The 17,105-nt window shown below is 46.9% G+C and carries 16 protein-coding genes; 7 read left to right on the forward strand and 9 right to left on the reverse strand.

What is annotated here, in order from left to right; all coding sequences use genetic code 11:
- Positions 1–126: 126 nt before the first annotated feature.
- Positions 127–2,022 carry a B12-binding domain-containing radical SAM protein gene (locus ACWQXP_RS05190; protein ID WP_454061776.1) on the reverse strand — a complete coding sequence of 632 codons (1,896 nt, stop codon included), beginning with the start codon at positions 2,020–2,022 and terminating at the stop codon, positions 127–129.
- A gap of 328 nt (positions 2,023–2,350) precedes the next feature.
- On the opposite strand from ACWQXP_RS05190, the gene ACWQXP_RS05195 reads away from it, so the two are divergent.
- Entirely contained in the window at positions 2,351–2,863 is a 513-nt protein-coding gene (locus ACWQXP_RS05195) for a hypothetical protein (RefSeq protein WP_454061777.1), read from the forward strand.
- 136 nt (positions 2,864–2,999) lie between these two features.
- Here ACWQXP_RS05195 and ACWQXP_RS05200 read toward each other — a convergent pair whose 3' ends face one another.
- Entirely contained in the window at positions 3,000–3,572 is a 573-nt protein-coding gene (locus ACWQXP_RS05200) for a hypothetical protein (protein WP_454061778.1), read from the reverse strand.
- A gap of 200 nt (positions 3,573–3,772) precedes the next feature.
- On the opposite strand from ACWQXP_RS05200, the gene ACWQXP_RS05205 reads away from it, so the two are divergent.
- Complete coding sequence (locus ACWQXP_RS05205; protein WP_454061779.1) at positions 3,773–3,976, forward strand: hypothetical protein; 204 nt, start codon at positions 3,773–3,775, stop codon at positions 3,974–3,976.
- Positions 3,977–4,000: 24 nt separating this feature from the next.
- Here the strand turns inward: ACWQXP_RS05205 and ACWQXP_RS05210 are convergent, their stop codons facing one another.
- Positions 4,001–5,227: an acyloxyacyl hydrolase gene (locus ACWQXP_RS05210; protein ID WP_454061780.1), complete on the reverse strand. Its 1,227-nt coding sequence runs from the start codon at positions 5,225–5,227 to the stop codon at positions 4,001–4,003.
- Positions 5,228–5,818: 591 nt separating this feature from the next.
- Between ACWQXP_RS05210 and ACWQXP_RS05215 the strand changes: the two genes are divergently transcribed.
- The gene (locus ACWQXP_RS05215) at positions 5,819–7,729 is read left to right on the forward strand and encodes a tetratricopeptide repeat protein (RefSeq protein WP_454061781.1); all 1,911 of its coding nucleotides are present in this window, start codon (positions 5,819–5,821) and stop codon (positions 7,727–7,729) included.
- 90 nt (positions 7,730–7,819) lie between these two features.
- Positions 7,820–8,728, forward strand: coding sequence for a hypothetical protein (locus tag ACWQXP_RS05220; RefSeq protein ID WP_454061782.1), 909 nt, complete (start codon positions 7,820–7,822; stop codon positions 8,726–8,728).
- Between the two features lie 187 nt (positions 8,729–8,915).
- Here the strand turns inward: ACWQXP_RS05220 and ACWQXP_RS05225 are convergent, their stop codons facing one another.
- The 3 genes from ACWQXP_RS05225 to metH all read right to left on the reverse strand — a co-directional run bounded on the left by ACWQXP_RS05225 (position 8,916) and on the right by metH (position 13,465).
- Positions 8,916–9,413 (reverse strand): nucleotidyl transferase AbiEii/AbiGii toxin family protein, encoded by a 498-nt coding sequence (locus tag ACWQXP_RS05225; protein ID WP_454061783.1) that lies wholly within the window; start codon positions 9,411–9,413, stop codon positions 8,916–8,918.
- The gene (locus ACWQXP_RS05230) at positions 9,391–9,600 is read right to left on the reverse strand and encodes a hypothetical protein (RefSeq protein ID WP_454061784.1); all 210 of its coding nucleotides are present in this window, start codon (positions 9,598–9,600) and stop codon (positions 9,391–9,393) included. The genes ACWQXP_RS05225 and ACWQXP_RS05230 overlap by 23 nt, the downstream gene beginning before the upstream one ends.
- A 190-nt stretch (positions 9,601–9,790) precedes the next feature.
- The gene (metH, locus tag ACWQXP_RS05235; protein WP_454061785.1) at positions 9,791–13,465 is read right to left on the reverse strand and encodes a methionine synthase; all 3,675 of its coding nucleotides are present in this window, start codon (positions 13,463–13,465) and stop codon (positions 9,791–9,793) included.
- Between the two features lie 168 nt (positions 13,466–13,633).
- Here metH and ACWQXP_RS05240 point away from each other — a divergent pair, with 168 nt between their 5' ends.
- Positions 13,634–14,428: a hypothetical protein gene (locus ACWQXP_RS05240; protein ID WP_454061786.1), complete on the forward strand. Its 795-nt coding sequence runs from the start codon at positions 13,634–13,636 to the stop codon at positions 14,426–14,428.
- A gap of 95 nt (positions 14,429–14,523) precedes the next feature.
- On the opposite strand, the gene ACWQXP_RS05245 is transcribed toward ACWQXP_RS05240, so the two are convergent.
- Complete coding sequence (locus ACWQXP_RS05245) at positions 14,524–14,877, reverse strand: hypothetical protein (protein WP_454061787.1); 354 nt, start codon at positions 14,875–14,877, stop codon at positions 14,524–14,526.
- Between the two features lie 94 nt (positions 14,878–14,971).
- Between ACWQXP_RS05245 and ACWQXP_RS05250 the strand changes: the two genes are divergently transcribed.
- The gene (locus ACWQXP_RS05250; RefSeq protein WP_454061788.1) at positions 14,972–15,343 is read left to right on the forward strand and encodes a hypothetical protein; all 372 of its coding nucleotides are present in this window, start codon (positions 14,972–14,974) and stop codon (positions 15,341–15,343) included.
- Between the two features lie 78 nt (positions 15,344–15,421).
- Here ACWQXP_RS05250 and ACWQXP_RS05255 read toward each other — a convergent pair whose 3' ends face one another.
- Positions 15,422–15,706, reverse strand: a complete 285-nt coding sequence (locus tag ACWQXP_RS05255; protein WP_454061789.1) for a hypothetical protein — start codon at positions 15,704–15,706, stop codon at positions 15,422–15,424.
- Between the two features lie 153 nt (positions 15,707–15,859).
- Here ACWQXP_RS05255 and ACWQXP_RS05260 point away from each other — a divergent pair, with 153 nt between their 5' ends.
- The gene (locus ACWQXP_RS05260; protein WP_454061790.1) at positions 15,860–16,603 is read left to right on the forward strand and encodes an iron-containing redox enzyme family protein; all 744 of its coding nucleotides are present in this window, start codon (positions 15,860–15,862) and stop codon (positions 16,601–16,603) included.
- Between the two features lie 109 nt (positions 16,604–16,712).
- Here the strand turns inward: ACWQXP_RS05260 and ACWQXP_RS05265 are convergent, their stop codons facing one another.
- Positions 16,713–17,099, reverse strand: a complete 387-nt coding sequence (locus ACWQXP_RS05265) for a (deoxy)nucleoside triphosphate pyrophosphohydrolase (RefSeq protein ID WP_454061791.1) — start codon at positions 17,097–17,099, stop codon at positions 16,713–16,715.
- Positions 17,100–17,105 lie beyond the last annotated feature (6 nt).

Below are 17,105 nucleotides of genomic sequence, written 5' to 3' on the forward strand. Positions count from 1 at the left end.
TTAAACTCGATGACATATTGTGGTCCTACAGTGTTATAGCCGATACTAATGAAAGGCAATAATTGAAGCGGAACGCAACGCCAAACTTGTCATGACTATTCTTCTGGTATTTATTCATATTCGCTATCACCCTGAGACCGAAGCCAGCGTCGTGTCCTCCGGTGCTATTTTGAACTGTAACGCAGGGATCTTGTTCGTTCCAAAATGGGCGACATAGAGAAACACATATTCACGAATGAAGATCTTGAGATCCCATCCTTCATAATGATCACGTTCAAATTCTTCAAACACCCGTTCAGCATCTTCAACACCCAGCCCATCCTTCACCGTAAAGTAATAATCGAGCGCCAAATCCCATTCAGGGTTCCTATAAAACGTCACGCCAAATTTTTCAGGATTTTTGGCAACTGGTGTATGCTTGCTCAAATCAAACGTCCCGAACCCGATTGAATGAACATGCTCCTTGTTATCCTCGAGTAATTGCGTGGAGACCTTGGCATCCTCGTAGCGCTCCCCAGGAAATCCAAAAAATCCCATAATATGGTTCCAAACCCCATGACGAGAAGAAAGCTCTAAGCTTCGCTGGATCACATCGCGAGTGGTCGCTTTATCCATGAGTTGAAGCACCCTCTCGCTTCCCGATTCGTAGCCCATATGAAGGTACTTACACCCCGACTCCTGTGCCGTTTGCCACACCTCATCGTCAAGCAAACTTTTTTCAAACCGAATATGCGTGGTCCAGGCAATATCCATCTTATGTTCAACGAGCGAATTGGTAAGCTTTCGAAATAGGGCCGGCGGATAGGACTCATCAGTAAAATGGAAATGGCGGGTTTGATACTTTTCCTTGAGATGTGAAATTTCCTGAATAATTTCTTGAATTTTCTTTGTCCGATAACCCGCCGTGTAACCTTCTCCATGATCACAAAATTCACATCGTCCCCAGTAGCAGCCTCGCGTTGCCAAGTAAGGCAGGACGCGATCAGGAACAAAATACTTTTCTAGCGGTAATCCATCGAAGTCTGGTGGAGGCAGTTCCGACATATTTTCAGCATAGGTGGCTGTGCTGACATGAATGCCATCCGCGTCTCGGTAAATCAAATTCGGAACATCGGCCAGCGCACTCTTCTCATCAATGGCCTCGATGAGTCGAAGAAAAGCGGTTTCTCCCTCATACACAACTGCGCTATCGAATAGCGCGAACAACTTTGGCGACTGGGGCAGCACATCGCGCAGACGCGTGACCGTATTACCGCCAATGGTGACATGAATATGCGGGAAATGCTCTTTGATTAAGGCACAAAATGTCATGGATGAAAAAAGCTGTTGTTGTAAAACAATCGAAATACCAATTATTTCCGGTCGTTCGGCTTCAATAGCTGGCTTGAGAATATGTTCAAACACATCCCGATACACATTGACTTGCGTATCTTCTACGGCTTCAAGAATCTCAGACGACATAAAGACTTTATAGGACAAATCCGTTTCCATCGGCGGCATACAGATTCTGGCAGGAGCGTAGACTAAAGAAATCGTGGCGGTGACTTCTCGAAACACATTGATAGCCCACTCCAATTTATTAATGTCATAGAGATCAGGACTGCGAACAATGCGCTTCGCGTCTTCGGCTTTTTCCGCCAACTCACCAATACGGTTTCTGGTGCATTCGCACAAGGCGATCTGAAGATCCACCTCGGCTTCAGTGAGATCACGAACGCGTGAAAGCTTTTTCAATCTATCTAATTGTTGTGGGACACGCTTCAAGACTCTTCGTAAAAAGTCCTCGCTGAAATACCAGTCATACATTTCAAGGTTCACGTCTTTTTGAACAACGTCATGACCAGCTGCTCGGATAAAGGCTGTGAGGGTCGGGAGGCTCAGGTACGGCTCTGAGGGAAACCAATCTGGCGGAAACACCAACATGACCTTACTCGGACGTTCCGGCATCTGCTTATCCACAGCCCGCGCAGGCTGAATCAATGTCGGTGTTAATAAGCCTCCTTTATTGTAATCAATCCTCATAAGTTAGCCCTTCTACAACAATAAATTAAGTCAGATTTAATGAAGGCCGATACAGAGAGTGACCATGAACTATCAACGAGTGTTTTCTATTTAGAAATTCTACTGATGGCCCATTCTATGTCCGAAGAAAATACATGGTCAAGGCCCCAAGCAGACTCCTTATTTTGGGCAAAATTTCATTGACAGAATCATGAATTATCTATAGTATTACAGGGTTGTGACTGGCTGCGTATCAGGTTAGCGTTTTCTCTGATTCCCGCCCGCTCGTTTTAACTCCTTTAATCCCTAACCCATTCCCTCCAAAGGGACAACATGTGAGGATCGCCCCATGACTAATTGCGTCGCAAAAGAGACAAAACATTGGATGTCATATCTCATCGACTCGCTCGTGAATTCAGGGGCCCTTCCAAGTTGGGAAGCTCTCGACTATGTCACCACGAATCTTCTTGGAGATTCCCCTAATGCTCAACTTCACCATTCCAAGTCCCCCTATGAAGCCACGCAACAATTTTTGAATCGAGTCTATGGGCCTATTGTGGAAGCAGCCTCTCGAACAACTGACATGCCAACAGAAGCGATGATTCACATGTTCACCGATATTAGTCTTATTGGAAAGTCAGCCGTCCTCGTCGTCTATTTTCCTGGAAAGAATCAGCCACACCAACTTCTGCTTCTTGACTCTGCACCCGCCTGGGATCTCGTTTTTGAATCCGAGACAACATTCAATCACTGGGCCGAAGAGCGTTACCAATGGATTACTCAAGCTCTTCAAACCATCGTCACTGACACAAACCAGACATTGGATATGCTCAAAGAACCGGCGCTGGCGAATATGTCATAGCATTTTGCCTTGATCTGATTCTACGCGCTTTCTTCACTTATGACATGTGAGGAGGCGCGTTTTTTTTGCTCTTCAAGGTCTAGCAACCCACCCTCTCCTTGGTCTCTCATTGATTAGAGAGAGAAAACACACGTCATTATACCCATACCCACAACGCATACCCAAAAAACGAAATGTAGGAAACGCCGACGATTACCACAAACCACCTCGTTAGGGCTGACATTGAACAACGAAACACAATGATGGCAGAAATCAAGACGACGAACACTTCTCCTCCAGTCACAATGTGACCGTAATGCAGAGGATCCCAGTAGGAAACGGGACTTTCAAACCGCCAATCGGAAAAGGGGAAAAAGTGTCGATGCCCATCATCATGATGAAGCGGAAAGTCCCCAATCACATGAAGCATCATGCTCATGCAAAGAAATTGACCAGCTCTAGAATGGGACTTCCAAGCGATGACCAACCCCAAAATGATAAAGGGAATGGAATTAAAGCTGTCAAAAAAGTTTTGCCAAGACCCGAGATGGTAATCATGACTCCAGATCACATGCTCCGGAATCTTACGAATCACCTTTTCAATAAAATAAAAGAGAAACATCGGCGCATCAGGAAGTAAGGCGCCTATAAGGATATGAAATTGGTATCGCGGGGATTCATCACGACCAAGCACGGCTAGATTTACCAGTAGATGAGCTGGAGTATTCATATCGATTTTATCCGTTATTTTCTTAAAGTGCCGCAATCAACCTGATGCATTCTTGTGAATACCTCTACGATGAGGAATCAATGTGAGTTCTATGTCCGCAGAACAATTTAATCAGAAATCTTGCAGAGACAATTTGAAAGTGATTGAGCTATGATGGATGATAATGGCACTTGCAAAGAGTAATGGAAGGGAGAACACCGATGCCAACGAATGCTTTAAAAAAAAATACGCCGCGAGGGAACGGGCCGGCTCCGATACTCACGACAGCCAAGGACGCAGGCAGTCAACCTGATGCACAAAAAGAATCTGATCTCGCGGCTCAAGAGATAGAAGCGTTGTGGGAGTCTCAAGAAATTGGGATTACGAAGTGGTCAGGGGAAGACGGGAAACGATATGAAGATTAACGTTCTCGCTCAATAGATACCTCGCTAGAACTTATACGTCAATTCGAAGAGATTCACATCGACACCACGATTATCTGACCCCCAGATACCAGCATCCGAGATGTGGTGAAACCGCCAGCCGATCCCAATGTGCTCGGTGACATAATATGTGAGCCCCCCCTGCCCTACGATTTGTATGGGACCTCCGAGATCCTGCCGACCATACTTTTCTCGGCTCACATAGGCCAGCCCAGGCCCACCATTGATGCTAATGTTCCAGGCTGGATACCAAAACACAATTCCAGGAGAAACTGTTCCAATGAATCCAAGCTCGCCATCACCGCGTAAGGCACCTAACGACCCATTCATTCGAAAATAAATTTCCCAACCGGAATCATAATAATATTGCTTAGGAAATCTGACTGAACCGAAAATATCAAATTGCTCAAAATTTTCTTTTTCGGTCGGTGGAATCGCGACAAATTCGGCATTAAATCCACCACGAATCCCGATCTCATCCCATCGATATCCTCCGTCTTTGGAGTTTGGCCTTGTAGTCGACTCCTCTTGATCAGAAGCTGTCTGTTTATCAACAACGTTCATGTGGGAAGTGCCAGGCTTAGACTCTGACTCTGCCGACATGGCGAAAATATCGTAACGAGGACTATCCTGCCCGCCTTTGGGTATCAACCGTTCGCCTTCTGCTGCAATTGGCTCCGCATTGATCGCGTGATCCCAGACTTCCTCGAGACCTCGGCTTGATTCGGCTAAATCTTCTTCGGGATTGCCAATAATTGCCCCCCCTGCCCTATCCGTATGAGAATCTGTCGTATGTGGCATTTCAAAATCGGCATGAGCCAAAGGCTCTATATGTTTCTGAGGCTTACTTCCAGATCCAAGATTTTCCGTATGACCGACAAGTGTCGCCTGCGAAGAGAGGTTGACATCATCACAGGATTCTCTTGCTGCACCTTCACAGGTAGAAGATGCACGTGAAAGACTTGCACTATCCACACGTTTGGCTGCCAAATCCTTAACGCTAGAGGGGCCCCTGTCAGGTATATTTGCAGCTACCCTTGAATACGTATCAACCATATTTTTAGCATGTGCAGAAGGAGCTCCATTTGGGAAATTCACCCGATCATCTTCTGCCACAAGCGGTTCCTGTGCAACCGTGACATGCTCTTCAGACATTGTCGTCTGACTGCCCATCCAAACCAATGCGCCAATAACGACAAAGCTTCCGAGACCGATGAGAAGAGATTTAATCATATGTGTAATCCGTGCGATCCTTTCACTCGAAACGAGGATGTCTCAGGAGGCTAAAGTAAGCCATCTATTACATCATCAATTATTTAATAAATGGCTTAACATACCGATAGAGATTCGATCCAAATGACCTTATTCACAATTCACACGGCTTGTAGGCTCATAAGCGCACGGGGGGTCCGAATGGGCTAGAGGGGGGCTTCAAAAGCTCAGTAAGCTACAAGATAAAGAACAACCGATGAGATGCCGCACCACCTTTCATAACGATCTTAAAAGGTAAATTCACAAAACGGCTATTTTCTACCACACCTCAGAACGATCTTCAAGGAGTACCAGCTCTCGCTGAGCAAAGAACATGAAGAATCCAGTTATTTCAAAATAGTACAGGAAATAGAGTCTATGTAAACTTTTTTTCAAATATCACTCACACAGTCTCGATGTAAAAAGAGAAAGTTTGCGTGAAATCAACAGCATGCGGAACTCTGTCAAAAGCCCATCATGATCTGTCTATGACTTGCAAGACCCGCTTGCCTTTTTAACCCTGCCCGCTATACTGACTCACGCTGACGTGATTTTATCAGAGGAGTTCCAAGGATGGGTCTCACGCCAGGAGTCACAAGAATCTTCGGATGGGCGTCCGTATTTTGTTGGTCCCTTTGGCTTCTGGCCTTGTGGGCTCCCTTCTCACCAGCCAACGCTTCAACCACTCCCATCCCTGAACAGGCCGATGGTCCGCTCCGGATCTGGAATGAAAAGGCCAAGTACTATCTGGTCATCGCCGTTGATCAAACCGGCGTGCCTGGAACCGAACTACCATTTGCGCTGACGGATGGGAATATGGTGGCGAAACAATTTGAGGCTTTAGGCTACCTCCCGCTGGTCGAAAAACAGTTAATCGGGGCAACTGCCAACAAGAACGAAGTCAACGCCGCACTCAAACGTATCCGCAATCTGCCAGAGTGGGCTTCCGTCATCATCTATTACAGTGGGCATGGCGTGGCCAGCCCGAATGACAAGGACGTCTCACTCCAGCTCGCTGGACAAAATGACCTCGACTATGGATTGGGAATTCAAGTCGCAGACTTAATTGAATCGGCAAGAAACACCACCTATCTTGGAGAACTGCATCTGATCATCGACGCCTGTTTTAGTGGAACAGGCGCATTCACTGGCGCGTTGACGCTTAAAGAAGTCGGAGCCAAAACCACCATTTTCACTTCGAGCGCCACAACACAAAATTCATATCCCGTCACACTAGAAGCTGGATCAAAACTTAGCGCGTTCACCCACACAATCTTACAGGCATTGGGACAAGATTGGCGAAAAGCCGACGACAATGGAGACGGCATTCTTCGCTTTGGGGAAATCAAAACCTACAGTTTTAATCAACTAAGAAAATTGCACAAACAAGGGCGTATCAAAGAACAGATGCGACCACAGTTGGTTGGAGGTCATCACGAGGAAGTTATTCTGGCGTATAAAAGAGAAGAAGTCCGTCGATGGGAATCCAGCACGCGGGAGGCGCTGACATTGGTGGCGCTGGAACGGAGTCTCATTCCTACCATGCCGACGGATGCCTCAGAGAATTCAGCGAAACCTGAGATACCTCAAGAGGCGCAACTCCTGGTCAAACAACTCACCCCAACGAATGACGATCCCTATGTACTTGGTATTAAAGCTCAAGCCGAAGGTAGGTTAGAAGACGCCAACGCATTCTTCGAGAAAGCCGAAAAACTCGAAGAAGAACATAAAGAAAAACTTGCCAAAATTTACCTGGCGCGCGGAAGAAATATGATCTATGCCGGGAACTACAAGAACGCACTTTCATGGTATCAAAAACGTATCGGGCTCAAGCCCACAAAAGACCCCGCGCTCTTGAACGAATTCGGACAAGCCTGGCATAGAGCGGGAAAATTCAGGGATGCCTTGCCCTTTTACAAAGAAGCACTGGACCTCCGAGAGAAAACGCTCGAAGCCAGTGATCCTGACTTAGCTGTAAGCCTCAACAACCTGGCGGAACTCTATCGGGCACAAGGTCAATACGCCAAGGCCGAGCCCCTCTACCAGCGCGCCATTCAAATCGATGAAGTCGCCCTTGGTCCCAACCATCCGGGGCTGGCTACGGACTTCAACAACCTGGCGAGCCTCTATCGGGCACAAGGCAAGTACGCCGAGGCCGAGCCCCTCTACCAGCGCGCCTTACGCATTTCTGAAACGGCCTTGGGTGCCGACCATCCCTCGGTTGCCATTCGCCTCAACAACCTGGCGGGCCTCTATGATTCGCAAGGCAAGTACGCCGAGGCCGAGCCCCTCTACCAGCGAGCCTATGGCATCATGAAAGCCAGTCTTGGCCTGGAACATCCCATTACCAGGACAGTCTTATCTAACTATGCCGATTTTCTGATGAAAGCTGAACGCAAGGATAAGATCATTCCATTGATTCCGGATCTTAAACAGGCTTTGCCTGGTATTTTTGCGAAAGAGGCGGAAAACAAGACGGAGTGATGAATGCAACGTGCTGAAAGACTGAGACCAAGAGAACGACGTTCTCAATGAATAGGTCAAGGTTGTTTCAATGACTAAGGAGATTCCTTGATGACAATCAAACACCCGACTTTGAACCACCTTTCAAGAGGTATCCAGTGTTGCCTCCTCGCGTTCTTTATGACCAGCCTGGTTAGCTGTAACCCGGAAGAAGCCATCCAACAGTATTTTGCGGAGAAAGGTCTCAACCCCTTGGCCATTCTCCGGACCGATGTTCAACCGGGCACATTGATTTTAGTGGGGGAGGACGGAACCGCTCACCAGGCTGGTCATGTGCTGGATTATCTGACTGAAAGAGACCGAGGCTCCACTATCCTTCCAATTGACAACTGCGAGTCAGCAACTCATTGCCAGGGCATTCTCAGCGGATACAAGGAAGAACGGGCTATGAATGGATCTGTTGCGCTGTCATTTTTCTACAGTCTGTTTCAGATAAGTCCTGACGTGAAGATAGGATTAACCGACCATGTCCGAATCGATCAGCTTGATTCGACATTTGAAAAGATAAAAGTTGCGGACCTGCAGCGGTTCCTGGGTCGCCGCACGGCCAAGCCCCTCGTCCAGGAAGTCCTCAATGCCATCGCCGATGGTGAAAAAGCTTATGTGGCCTATGAAGTGCATCGTGCCCAGCGTCTCACGATTGCTTCTGCCGAGGGTAAAGACATCGCGCCAAGTCTTGAGACGAAAGCGGTTGGCGAAATTCCCCTTAGCGGGAAAGTCGACCTGACGTACAAAAAGGAATCCGAGCGCCAGCTGTCTGTCGAGAGTCACCAGGCCTACGCTTTCGCGGTGAAAACGGGCGAATTGATTCCTTTTCCGAAAAAGAATCCGGTCGGCGTGCGCTTTAAAGTGACCAGAGCCGTCCAGGCCGGCAACATCAAAGGGACCGATAACGAGTACGCCGCTCCGCTGAAAGAAAATTTTGGGTCGGTAACGCTCATGGATGGGTCAAACCAGTGAGCAACACGTGTTCGGGGTCGCTGATCTACTGCTGACGTTCTCACCCTCACCCTCACCTTCGTTCCACTTCTGAACGAAGCCCTGAAAAAAAGAGGAAAATTTATCTGCACTCAGCACTTCGTATTCATTCTTGCCCTATTTGGACTAAGGATCGCGTAATTCTTCAAATCGTTCGAGATATGGTTGATCAAGTGCTTTGGCAAAAGCCTTGAGCCACGTTTGAATGTAAACCTAGATCTTCATTTTTCAACAAAATAGCCCGTACGTCTTCAATATCCCGCGGCCTGCCAGCGATAACCTTATGAATCACGACATCTTCAGCCGACGCAAAGAACACGTCGGTTTTATGAAAGGAGATCGCGTTGACTCTCTGCAACGCAGCTTGTTCATAGGCCGACTGCGAAAAAATCAAATCGATCCGAATCCCAGTCTCCTGATCCTGGCATGGAAAAACCATGGTTTCATGAATGAAGGCAGTGTCAGGGGCTAGTGATTGAAATCCGATTTTCTTGACCAACCCTTCAATTGCGCTCAAGTGGTCCACTCCAACGCCAAGGGTCACATCAATGTCTCTGGTGAGTCGAGGCTCACCATAGAGCAACACCGCCTGTCCGCCGATCACCATATAGGGAATTTGCTGTTTTCGGAGTGCGTTTGCAATTTTAATCAGCAATTGTTCGAACATTGAAGGCTTTCGCAACTCGAATGTCGACTTCTATTCCTTCTAAGGGATCTTTCGCGCGAAAGACACCAAGATAGTGTGCTTCCTGAAGAAGTCCTTCCACGACTTTAAGATTCGCGTAGACGTCGGGCTTTCTGTTTCGAATCTCATCCCGTTCGAATTGTTCAAGAAGTTTAACGTTCTTAACCATGATGGGCCCCCTGGCATGTCATATCTTCAACTTCTTTAGGGTGATGAACTGAAAGCATCACCCGCATGATTTAAAAGCTGAATACGAAATACGGGTATTGGTAGGCATACTATGCTTATCCTACATCGACAATGAATATTCTCACCCTCATCCTGCCCTCTCCCTATTTTAGAGAGAGGGTTAAGAGGGCTCAATCTGGATCGTAGGAGAGATTCGGACCTAGCCATCGCTCCACAATGGCTAAGTCCATGTTCTTCCGTTTGGCATAATCTTGCACTTGATCTTTATCGATTTTGCCGACTCCGAAGTATTTAGCTTGCGGATGAGCGAAGTACAGCCCACTGACAGCGGCCGTGGGAAACATGGCAAAGGTTTCCGTCAACGTGATCCCTGTCTGTTTTTCCACGTCGAGCAACTCGAAGAGCGTGGGCTTTTCAGTATGGTCAGGGCTGGCTGGATAGCCTGCAGCTGGACGAATGCCTCGATACCGCTCACGGATCAATTCCTCGTTTGAGAGGTTTTCAGCCGTTCCATATCCCCACTCTTTCCTGGCCTCCCGATGCATCCATTCGGCAAAGGCCTCGGCTAGCCGGTCGGCTAAGGCTTTGGTCATGATTGAATTATAATCGTCGTGATCTTCATCAAACCGTTTACAGAGTTCTTGGACCCCGATACCGGTCGTCACCGCGAATCCTCCGATATAATCTTTTAAACCTGTCGATTTGGGGGCGATAAAGTCTGCTAACGCATAATTTTCGTCGCCCTTGGGTTTTTCTAATTGTTGCCGAAGTGTGTAAAACGTGGTCTGGACCTTGGTTCGAGATTCATCGACAAAGACTTGAATGTCATCTTCCATGCTGTTGGCCGGAAAGAACCCATAAATGCCTTTGGCTTTGAGTAATTGCTTGTCAATAATCTCCTGCAAAAGCTTTTGCGCATCGTCAAACAATTCCTTCGCTCGACTTCCGACAGTGGCGTCTTCAAATATTTTTGGATATCGCCCTTTCAACTCCCAGGTATGGAAAAACGGTGTCCAATCGATGAACGGCACCAAGTCCTCCAATGCCATATTGTCAATCACCCGCGTCCCAAGAAAACTCGGCACGGCAATGTCTGAGGCCTGCCATTGAACGGCCGTTCGCCGTTTCCTCGCCTCTTCCAAGGAAATTAACTTTTTTGTCGTCTGCTTGTTTTTATACGCTTCGCGCGTTTGCGCCTGTTGTTCTTGGACCTTTTCAATAAATGCGGTCTTGCCCTCTGGGCTGAGCAATTGTCGTACGACGTTGACCGCGACTGACGCATCTAACACATGCACCACAGGCTGTTGTTGATAGCCTGGGGCAATCTTCACTGCGGTATGCGCCTTACTTGTTGTGGCGCCTCCAATTAAGAGCGGAATATCGAACCCCTCCCGACTCATCTCTTTAGCATTGTGGACCATTTCATCTAGCGACGGCGTAATCAGACCGCTCAGCCCGATCATATCGACTTTTTCTTCCCTGGCTCTTTGCAAAATTTTATCGCACGGCACCATCACTCCCAGGTCGATGACTTCGTAGTTGTTACATCCCAAGACGACACCCACGATATTTTTCCCAATATCATGCACATCGCCCTTCACGGTAGCCATGAGCACTTTACCCTGGGCACTACTACCTGTCGCCTCTTTTTCCTTTTCCATAAACGGCAGCAGATAGGCTACAGCTTTTTTCATGACGCGGGCACTCTTGACGACTTGCGGGAGAAACATTTTCCCTGACCCGAACAGATCTCCGACTATGTTCATTCCATCCATTAAGGGACCTTCAATCACATGCAACGGTTTGTCATACTGCTGACGGGCCTCTTCGACATCTTCGATAATATATTCCACCAAGCCTTTGACCAGCGCATGAGAAAGCCGTTCTTGCACCGTGCCTTGTCTCCAGGCCTCATCTTTCACCACAACCTTCCCGCCTTGTTTGACGGTTTCGGCAAATGTCACTAATCGTTCCGTCGCATCTTCACGTCGATTCAGCAACACATCCTCGACCAATTCCAGAAGGTCTTTGGGAATCTCTGCATACACACCCAACTGTCCAGCATTCACAATGGCCATGTCCAACCCTGCTTTAATCGCGTGATACAAGAACGCCGTGTGCATGGCTTCTCGCACAACATTGTTCCCACGGAAGGAGAAGGAAATATTGCTCACTCCGCCACTGACCTTACAATGCGGTAACGTGGCCTTAATTTGCTTGGTGGCTTCGATGAAATTCACGGCATAATTATTGTGTTCTTCAATGCCTGTCGCGACGGTCAGGATATTGGGATCGAAAATGATGTCTTCCGGAGCAAACTTAATCTCTTCTGTTAAAATTTTATACGCTCTTGTACAGATTTCGACTTTCCGTTCAGCCGTATCGGCTTGCCCGACTTCGTCAAACGCCATAACCACCACAGCTGCTCCAAACCGCCTCACGATTCGGGCTTGTTCTTTAAACTTCTCTTCCCCTTCTTTCAAACTTATCGAATTGACCACACCCTTACCTTGAATACATTGCAGCCCATCCTGGATCACCGACCACCTGGAACTATCGATCATGATGGGTACGCGACAAATATCTGGTTCCGACGCGATGAGATGAAGAAAATGGACCATGGCCTTTTCTGAATCCAGCATGCCTTCATCCATATTAATATCGATTATTTGTGCGCCACCTTCGACCTGCTGTCGAGCGACAGCCAGGGCTTCTTCAAAATTTCCATTTAAAATTAATTTGGCGAATTTTGGCGAACCCGTCACATTGGTCCGTTCACCAATGTTGATGAAATTTGCTTCCGGTCGAATGGCCAGGGCTTCTAACCCACTCAGTCGTGTCACATGCGAGCTTGACACCGGTTGGTGAGGGGGGAGGTCTTCAACGGCTTGAGCGATGGCCTGAATGTGCTCGGGGGTACTGCCACAACAGCCACCGACGATATTCAACCAACCATTATTGGCAAAATCTCTCAAATCCTCACCCATCCGTTCAGGGGTCTCGTCAAATCCGCCAAAGGCATTTGGCAGTCCTGCGTTGGGATAACAACTAATATACACCGGCGCAATGCCAGCCAGTTCTTCAATGTAGGGACGCATTTGTTTGGCACCTAAGGCACAATTAATACCGACACTCAACACGTTCGCATGCGATACGGAGTTCCAAAATGCCTCGATCACCTGTCCTGAAAGCGTTCGTCCGCTTTGGTCCGTAATGGTCACTGAAATCATGATTGGGACGTGCTGCTGCTGTTCTTGGCAATAACGATCAATGGCATTGAGCGCGGCTTTTGCGTTCAAGGTGTCAAAAATGGTCTCAACCAGTAACAGGTCAGAACCGCCGTCCATCAATCCACGCACTTGCTCGTAATAGGCTTCTTCCAATTGGCCAAAGGTGACGGCCCGAAAGGCAGGATCATTGACATCGGGCGACATTGAAGCCGTTCGGTTCGTGGGTCCCATCGAACCAGCGACAAATCGCGGACGACTCGGATCTTTAGCCATAACCGCCTTGACCGCCTCGCGTGCGACTCGTGCCCCGGCTACGTTTAATTCATAGGCCAAAGACTCCATCTTATAGTCAGCCATGGAAATGATATTGGAATTGAAGGTATTGGTTTCAATAATATCGGCCCCAGCTTCCATATACTCTTGATGAATGGCTTGAATAATCTTCGGTTGCGTTAAGGACAACAGATCATTATTGCCTTTGACGTCACTGGGATGATCCACAAATCTAGTCCCACGAAAATCCTTCTCTTCCAACGTATGCTTTTGAATCATGGTGCCCATTGCCCCGTCCATCACCACAATTCTTTCGCCTAACAACGATTCTAAATTTGACATTCAGTCTTTCTCCTCAGAAAACAACATTCATAACAAGCGGTCGACTTCCCTACTTTAGCACTATGAAGACGGCATCGGCTTCACCGACTGAATCGTCTCTGCAGCATATTTACTTTTCTTGACTTCTTTTGACCGTAACAAATACGATGCCAAATAGGAACCTTCTTCATGTTCAGATATCGTACAAATTCAAAAATTATACTGTTTTTCATCGCTCTTTCCCTCACATTCCTTGAGTTGCCTACGCCTTCGCCCAGTCTCGCAAAACCATATTTTGAAGATGGCTTTCTCGGATTGAAACAAACTGAATTACATACCCAATTAGGCATGCCCATGGCGGTGCGGTCACGAAAAGCTGCCTTACGAGTCTTTAGTTATTATACGTTCCAAGATTGGGAAAAATACTTCAGTAATCTGGTTGCACCGGGAAATGGGGAAGATGTGTACACCTACAATCGGGATGGGACTCAAGTTCGATACTCCTTTGCCTATACCCCTGACTTGAATGAACGAAAGGATACACCGACGCTTTACGTGAAACGTGTTGAAATTGAGTTTACTCCGGCAGTCACTCTGGCCGAAATCCCTGACTTAATTTCCGAATTCTCACCTCCCACAGAATCGACGGCCTCAGCGTTTCGGTCCAACTTATGGCTGCTGATATTTAAAGGCAAACCGTCGAAAGAAGCATTTTTCATCTCAAAAGAACAAGGCAGAGAAAGTCTTCCGTGGACATTGGCATATCAAATGTTTGCAATCAATGGACTTCCAGAACATCTGACTCTCGAAGCAAAAATTGACCGCATGGAAATTACCACTCAAAGTCTCCAAATCGTGAAAAACGGTCAACGACTCACCCATGAGCCGATATTGAATCCATTTTCTAAAGAGGTCGCGAATCAACCGCCCCCAGAACCTGATCAGAAAAATAAAAGCATTCCGAAGCCGCAGTATGAGGACTAATAAAAAGGAAAACTGCGACGTGTTGAAAGTAAGTCACCCTGTTTAGTTTTTCACTTTACGTTTTGACTTTTGCAATTAAGGCTTTCTCCTTGTATTTATACGTACCTGATGTCTCTGTCACCACTGAGTAATAAATACGGTTCCCCCCATTGCTGATCACTCTCTAAATCCCAAGCCTCCGCGTTCTGTTCCAGCTTGAGTCGAATCCCGTACGGTCCTCCAAATATGAGCGTGGCAATTCCAGCACCTGAATCTTCCACCTTTTGAGCGAAAACAGTACACAGTGGCTGTTCTGTGTCTTCACACCATCCTGTGACTGAACACCATTCCCCCTGTGGAAGACGATCATAGACTTTAATGTGCGTGATAGGAAGCGGAGGAGAAACCTCTTTAAATCGAAGAAAAACTGAGGATTCACAATTTAAATTACTCTCCACTTCAAGAAACATCCACGCACCTTCCTTGACCCTTGAAAATCACTGCTGATACCATACACCGAATTCAGATTTTTTCTCTTTATCCAAACTTTTTTAGCAGTGCACCTTGAGTAACTTGGCTAACGATCCCATTCAACCTCAGCTTGATTCACTCCCATTCCTTTGCCGGCGGCCAGTTCGAATAACATTCTATGTCGGCTTGACCCTGTTTTTTCTCTGGATGATCGGCTGGGGACTTATTCCCCCGCTCTTAGATCCCACATTTGAAAAGCATGTTCAGGAGAAAAAGGTCATTGTTGGAATGACCCGTGACCAAGCCATGAAAGCTTGGGGGTCACCATATCAAATGAATGTCAGTTATACACCCAAAGGGATCAGACGGGAAGAATGGGTCTATGAGGATTGGCTAGACGCTGGAACCATCACTCATCGCTACCTATATTTTGAAGAAAACCGGTTAGTCGGTGGATGGAAGTAATTTTCAGCTTATTCTGCGAGTCGATCCTTATCCCATCACACATTAGAAAACTAACTGCAAGAGAACATTGACAAAATTTTAGGGAGTTTCCGTAATTTGAGCTCGTCTCTCACGTCCACTTCCGCCGCTAATGATTAAGACACGTTTCCATTCACGAACCTGGTACACCGCCCAGGCATTGGGCTGCCCTTTGTAATACGCCTCGGGATCTTCTCCCTTGGCTTGGAGATATGTAGGTTCCGTAAAACCTTCATCTAAAACATAGTCAAGCAAATTATCAGCGGTCACACCTTTTCCACTGAGAGACACCTCAGCTAAAAAGTTAAGAATTTCATCTGGATTTCCTAAATTTACTGTTTCCATATACTTACAGCTCCCTAAAATCTGTGGTATTCTATAAATGATAGGATTCAAAAAGCAATCCGGTTGAAGTAGCTGATGGTTGTGTGGCTATCGTACAGGCCTCCGCTTTGCGTTATCTCTCCTTTCTAATCCTGCATATTGTAAAGGACCATCATGCGAACTCTCTCCCCAGATCAATTCCGTGAAAAATTATTTGATATTCTTCGACGCAAGCAACATTGGGCATCTTCCTATTTCGACGGAAACACAATTACCAAAGAGCATCTTCATCAACTGTACCATCAAGAATATGTCGTCTACATCCGTGATTTTGCAGTCTTACTCGCACGCATTTTGGGGAAAAACCCACCATGGGAAGTCCGACGACGACTGGCCACCACGATTTATGAGGAAGAGACCGGAGGTCTGTCTTTCCAACAACCACATCAGGAGTTATTTTTACAAATGATGATTGGTCTAGGGTTTGACCGATCAGGATTTCGTGATGTGAAACTTCTTTCAAGCAGCCGGATCTACCGAGAATGGCTGGATCAACTTTGTGACGATGAAGACTGGCTTGTCGGAGCCACTGTCTTAACAGTTTTTGTCGAAGGCACACCGATGGATCCTGATGATGTCATGCATCCCAAGGGGCCAAAATCTCCCGCCGAGATCGAAGACATCATCATGAAACATCCATTAGTCCAATATCAAGGACTCTCGCCCAAACATATGGATTATATACGCGTTCAGCAGATCGTCGAACCCGTCAATCGTCGTGCCATATACGACATGATCATTCATCATACGGCAGAGGCGGAACAACAACAAATTGTATTACAGCAAATGGAGGAAGCCTTACATCAATGGTCCAGATATCAGGACGGCATTGCCAGATCTTGCGGCCTACGCCAGTAGTCACACCAGTTCCTTAGCATCACTCATCCCCTTCCACTCATCATTTTAAGACATGCACTGCCATATTCTATCAGCATAAACAGTTCTACAGTTACGATAGATAAGACCCTTACTTCTGCAGCATATTAATGACTGGAATATCAGCAGGAGGGAATTCGAATTCAGAAAAATTCTCGGGCTTCACCCAAGAAAAGGCTGCACACTCTACAGTCTTCGGGAACCCACTAATGATTGAACATTCAAAAAAACTCAACTCAACGATTTTCTCGAGATATTCATGATGATTGGTCATGAAATGGATAGGCTGGCTAACCTCAATGTCTAATTCTTCTAATACTTCACGAGAAACACAATCCTCCAGTGATTCTCCATCCTGACATTTTCCTCCTGGGAATTCCCAGAATCCACCCAGATGTACCCCTGGTTTGCGTTGTGTAATCAGGTAGTACCCATCTTGTGCGATCAGTGCTGCACCAACTTGAACATGAGGCTTCATGGCAAC

The organism is Candidatus Nitrospira salsa (assembly GCF_965152625.1).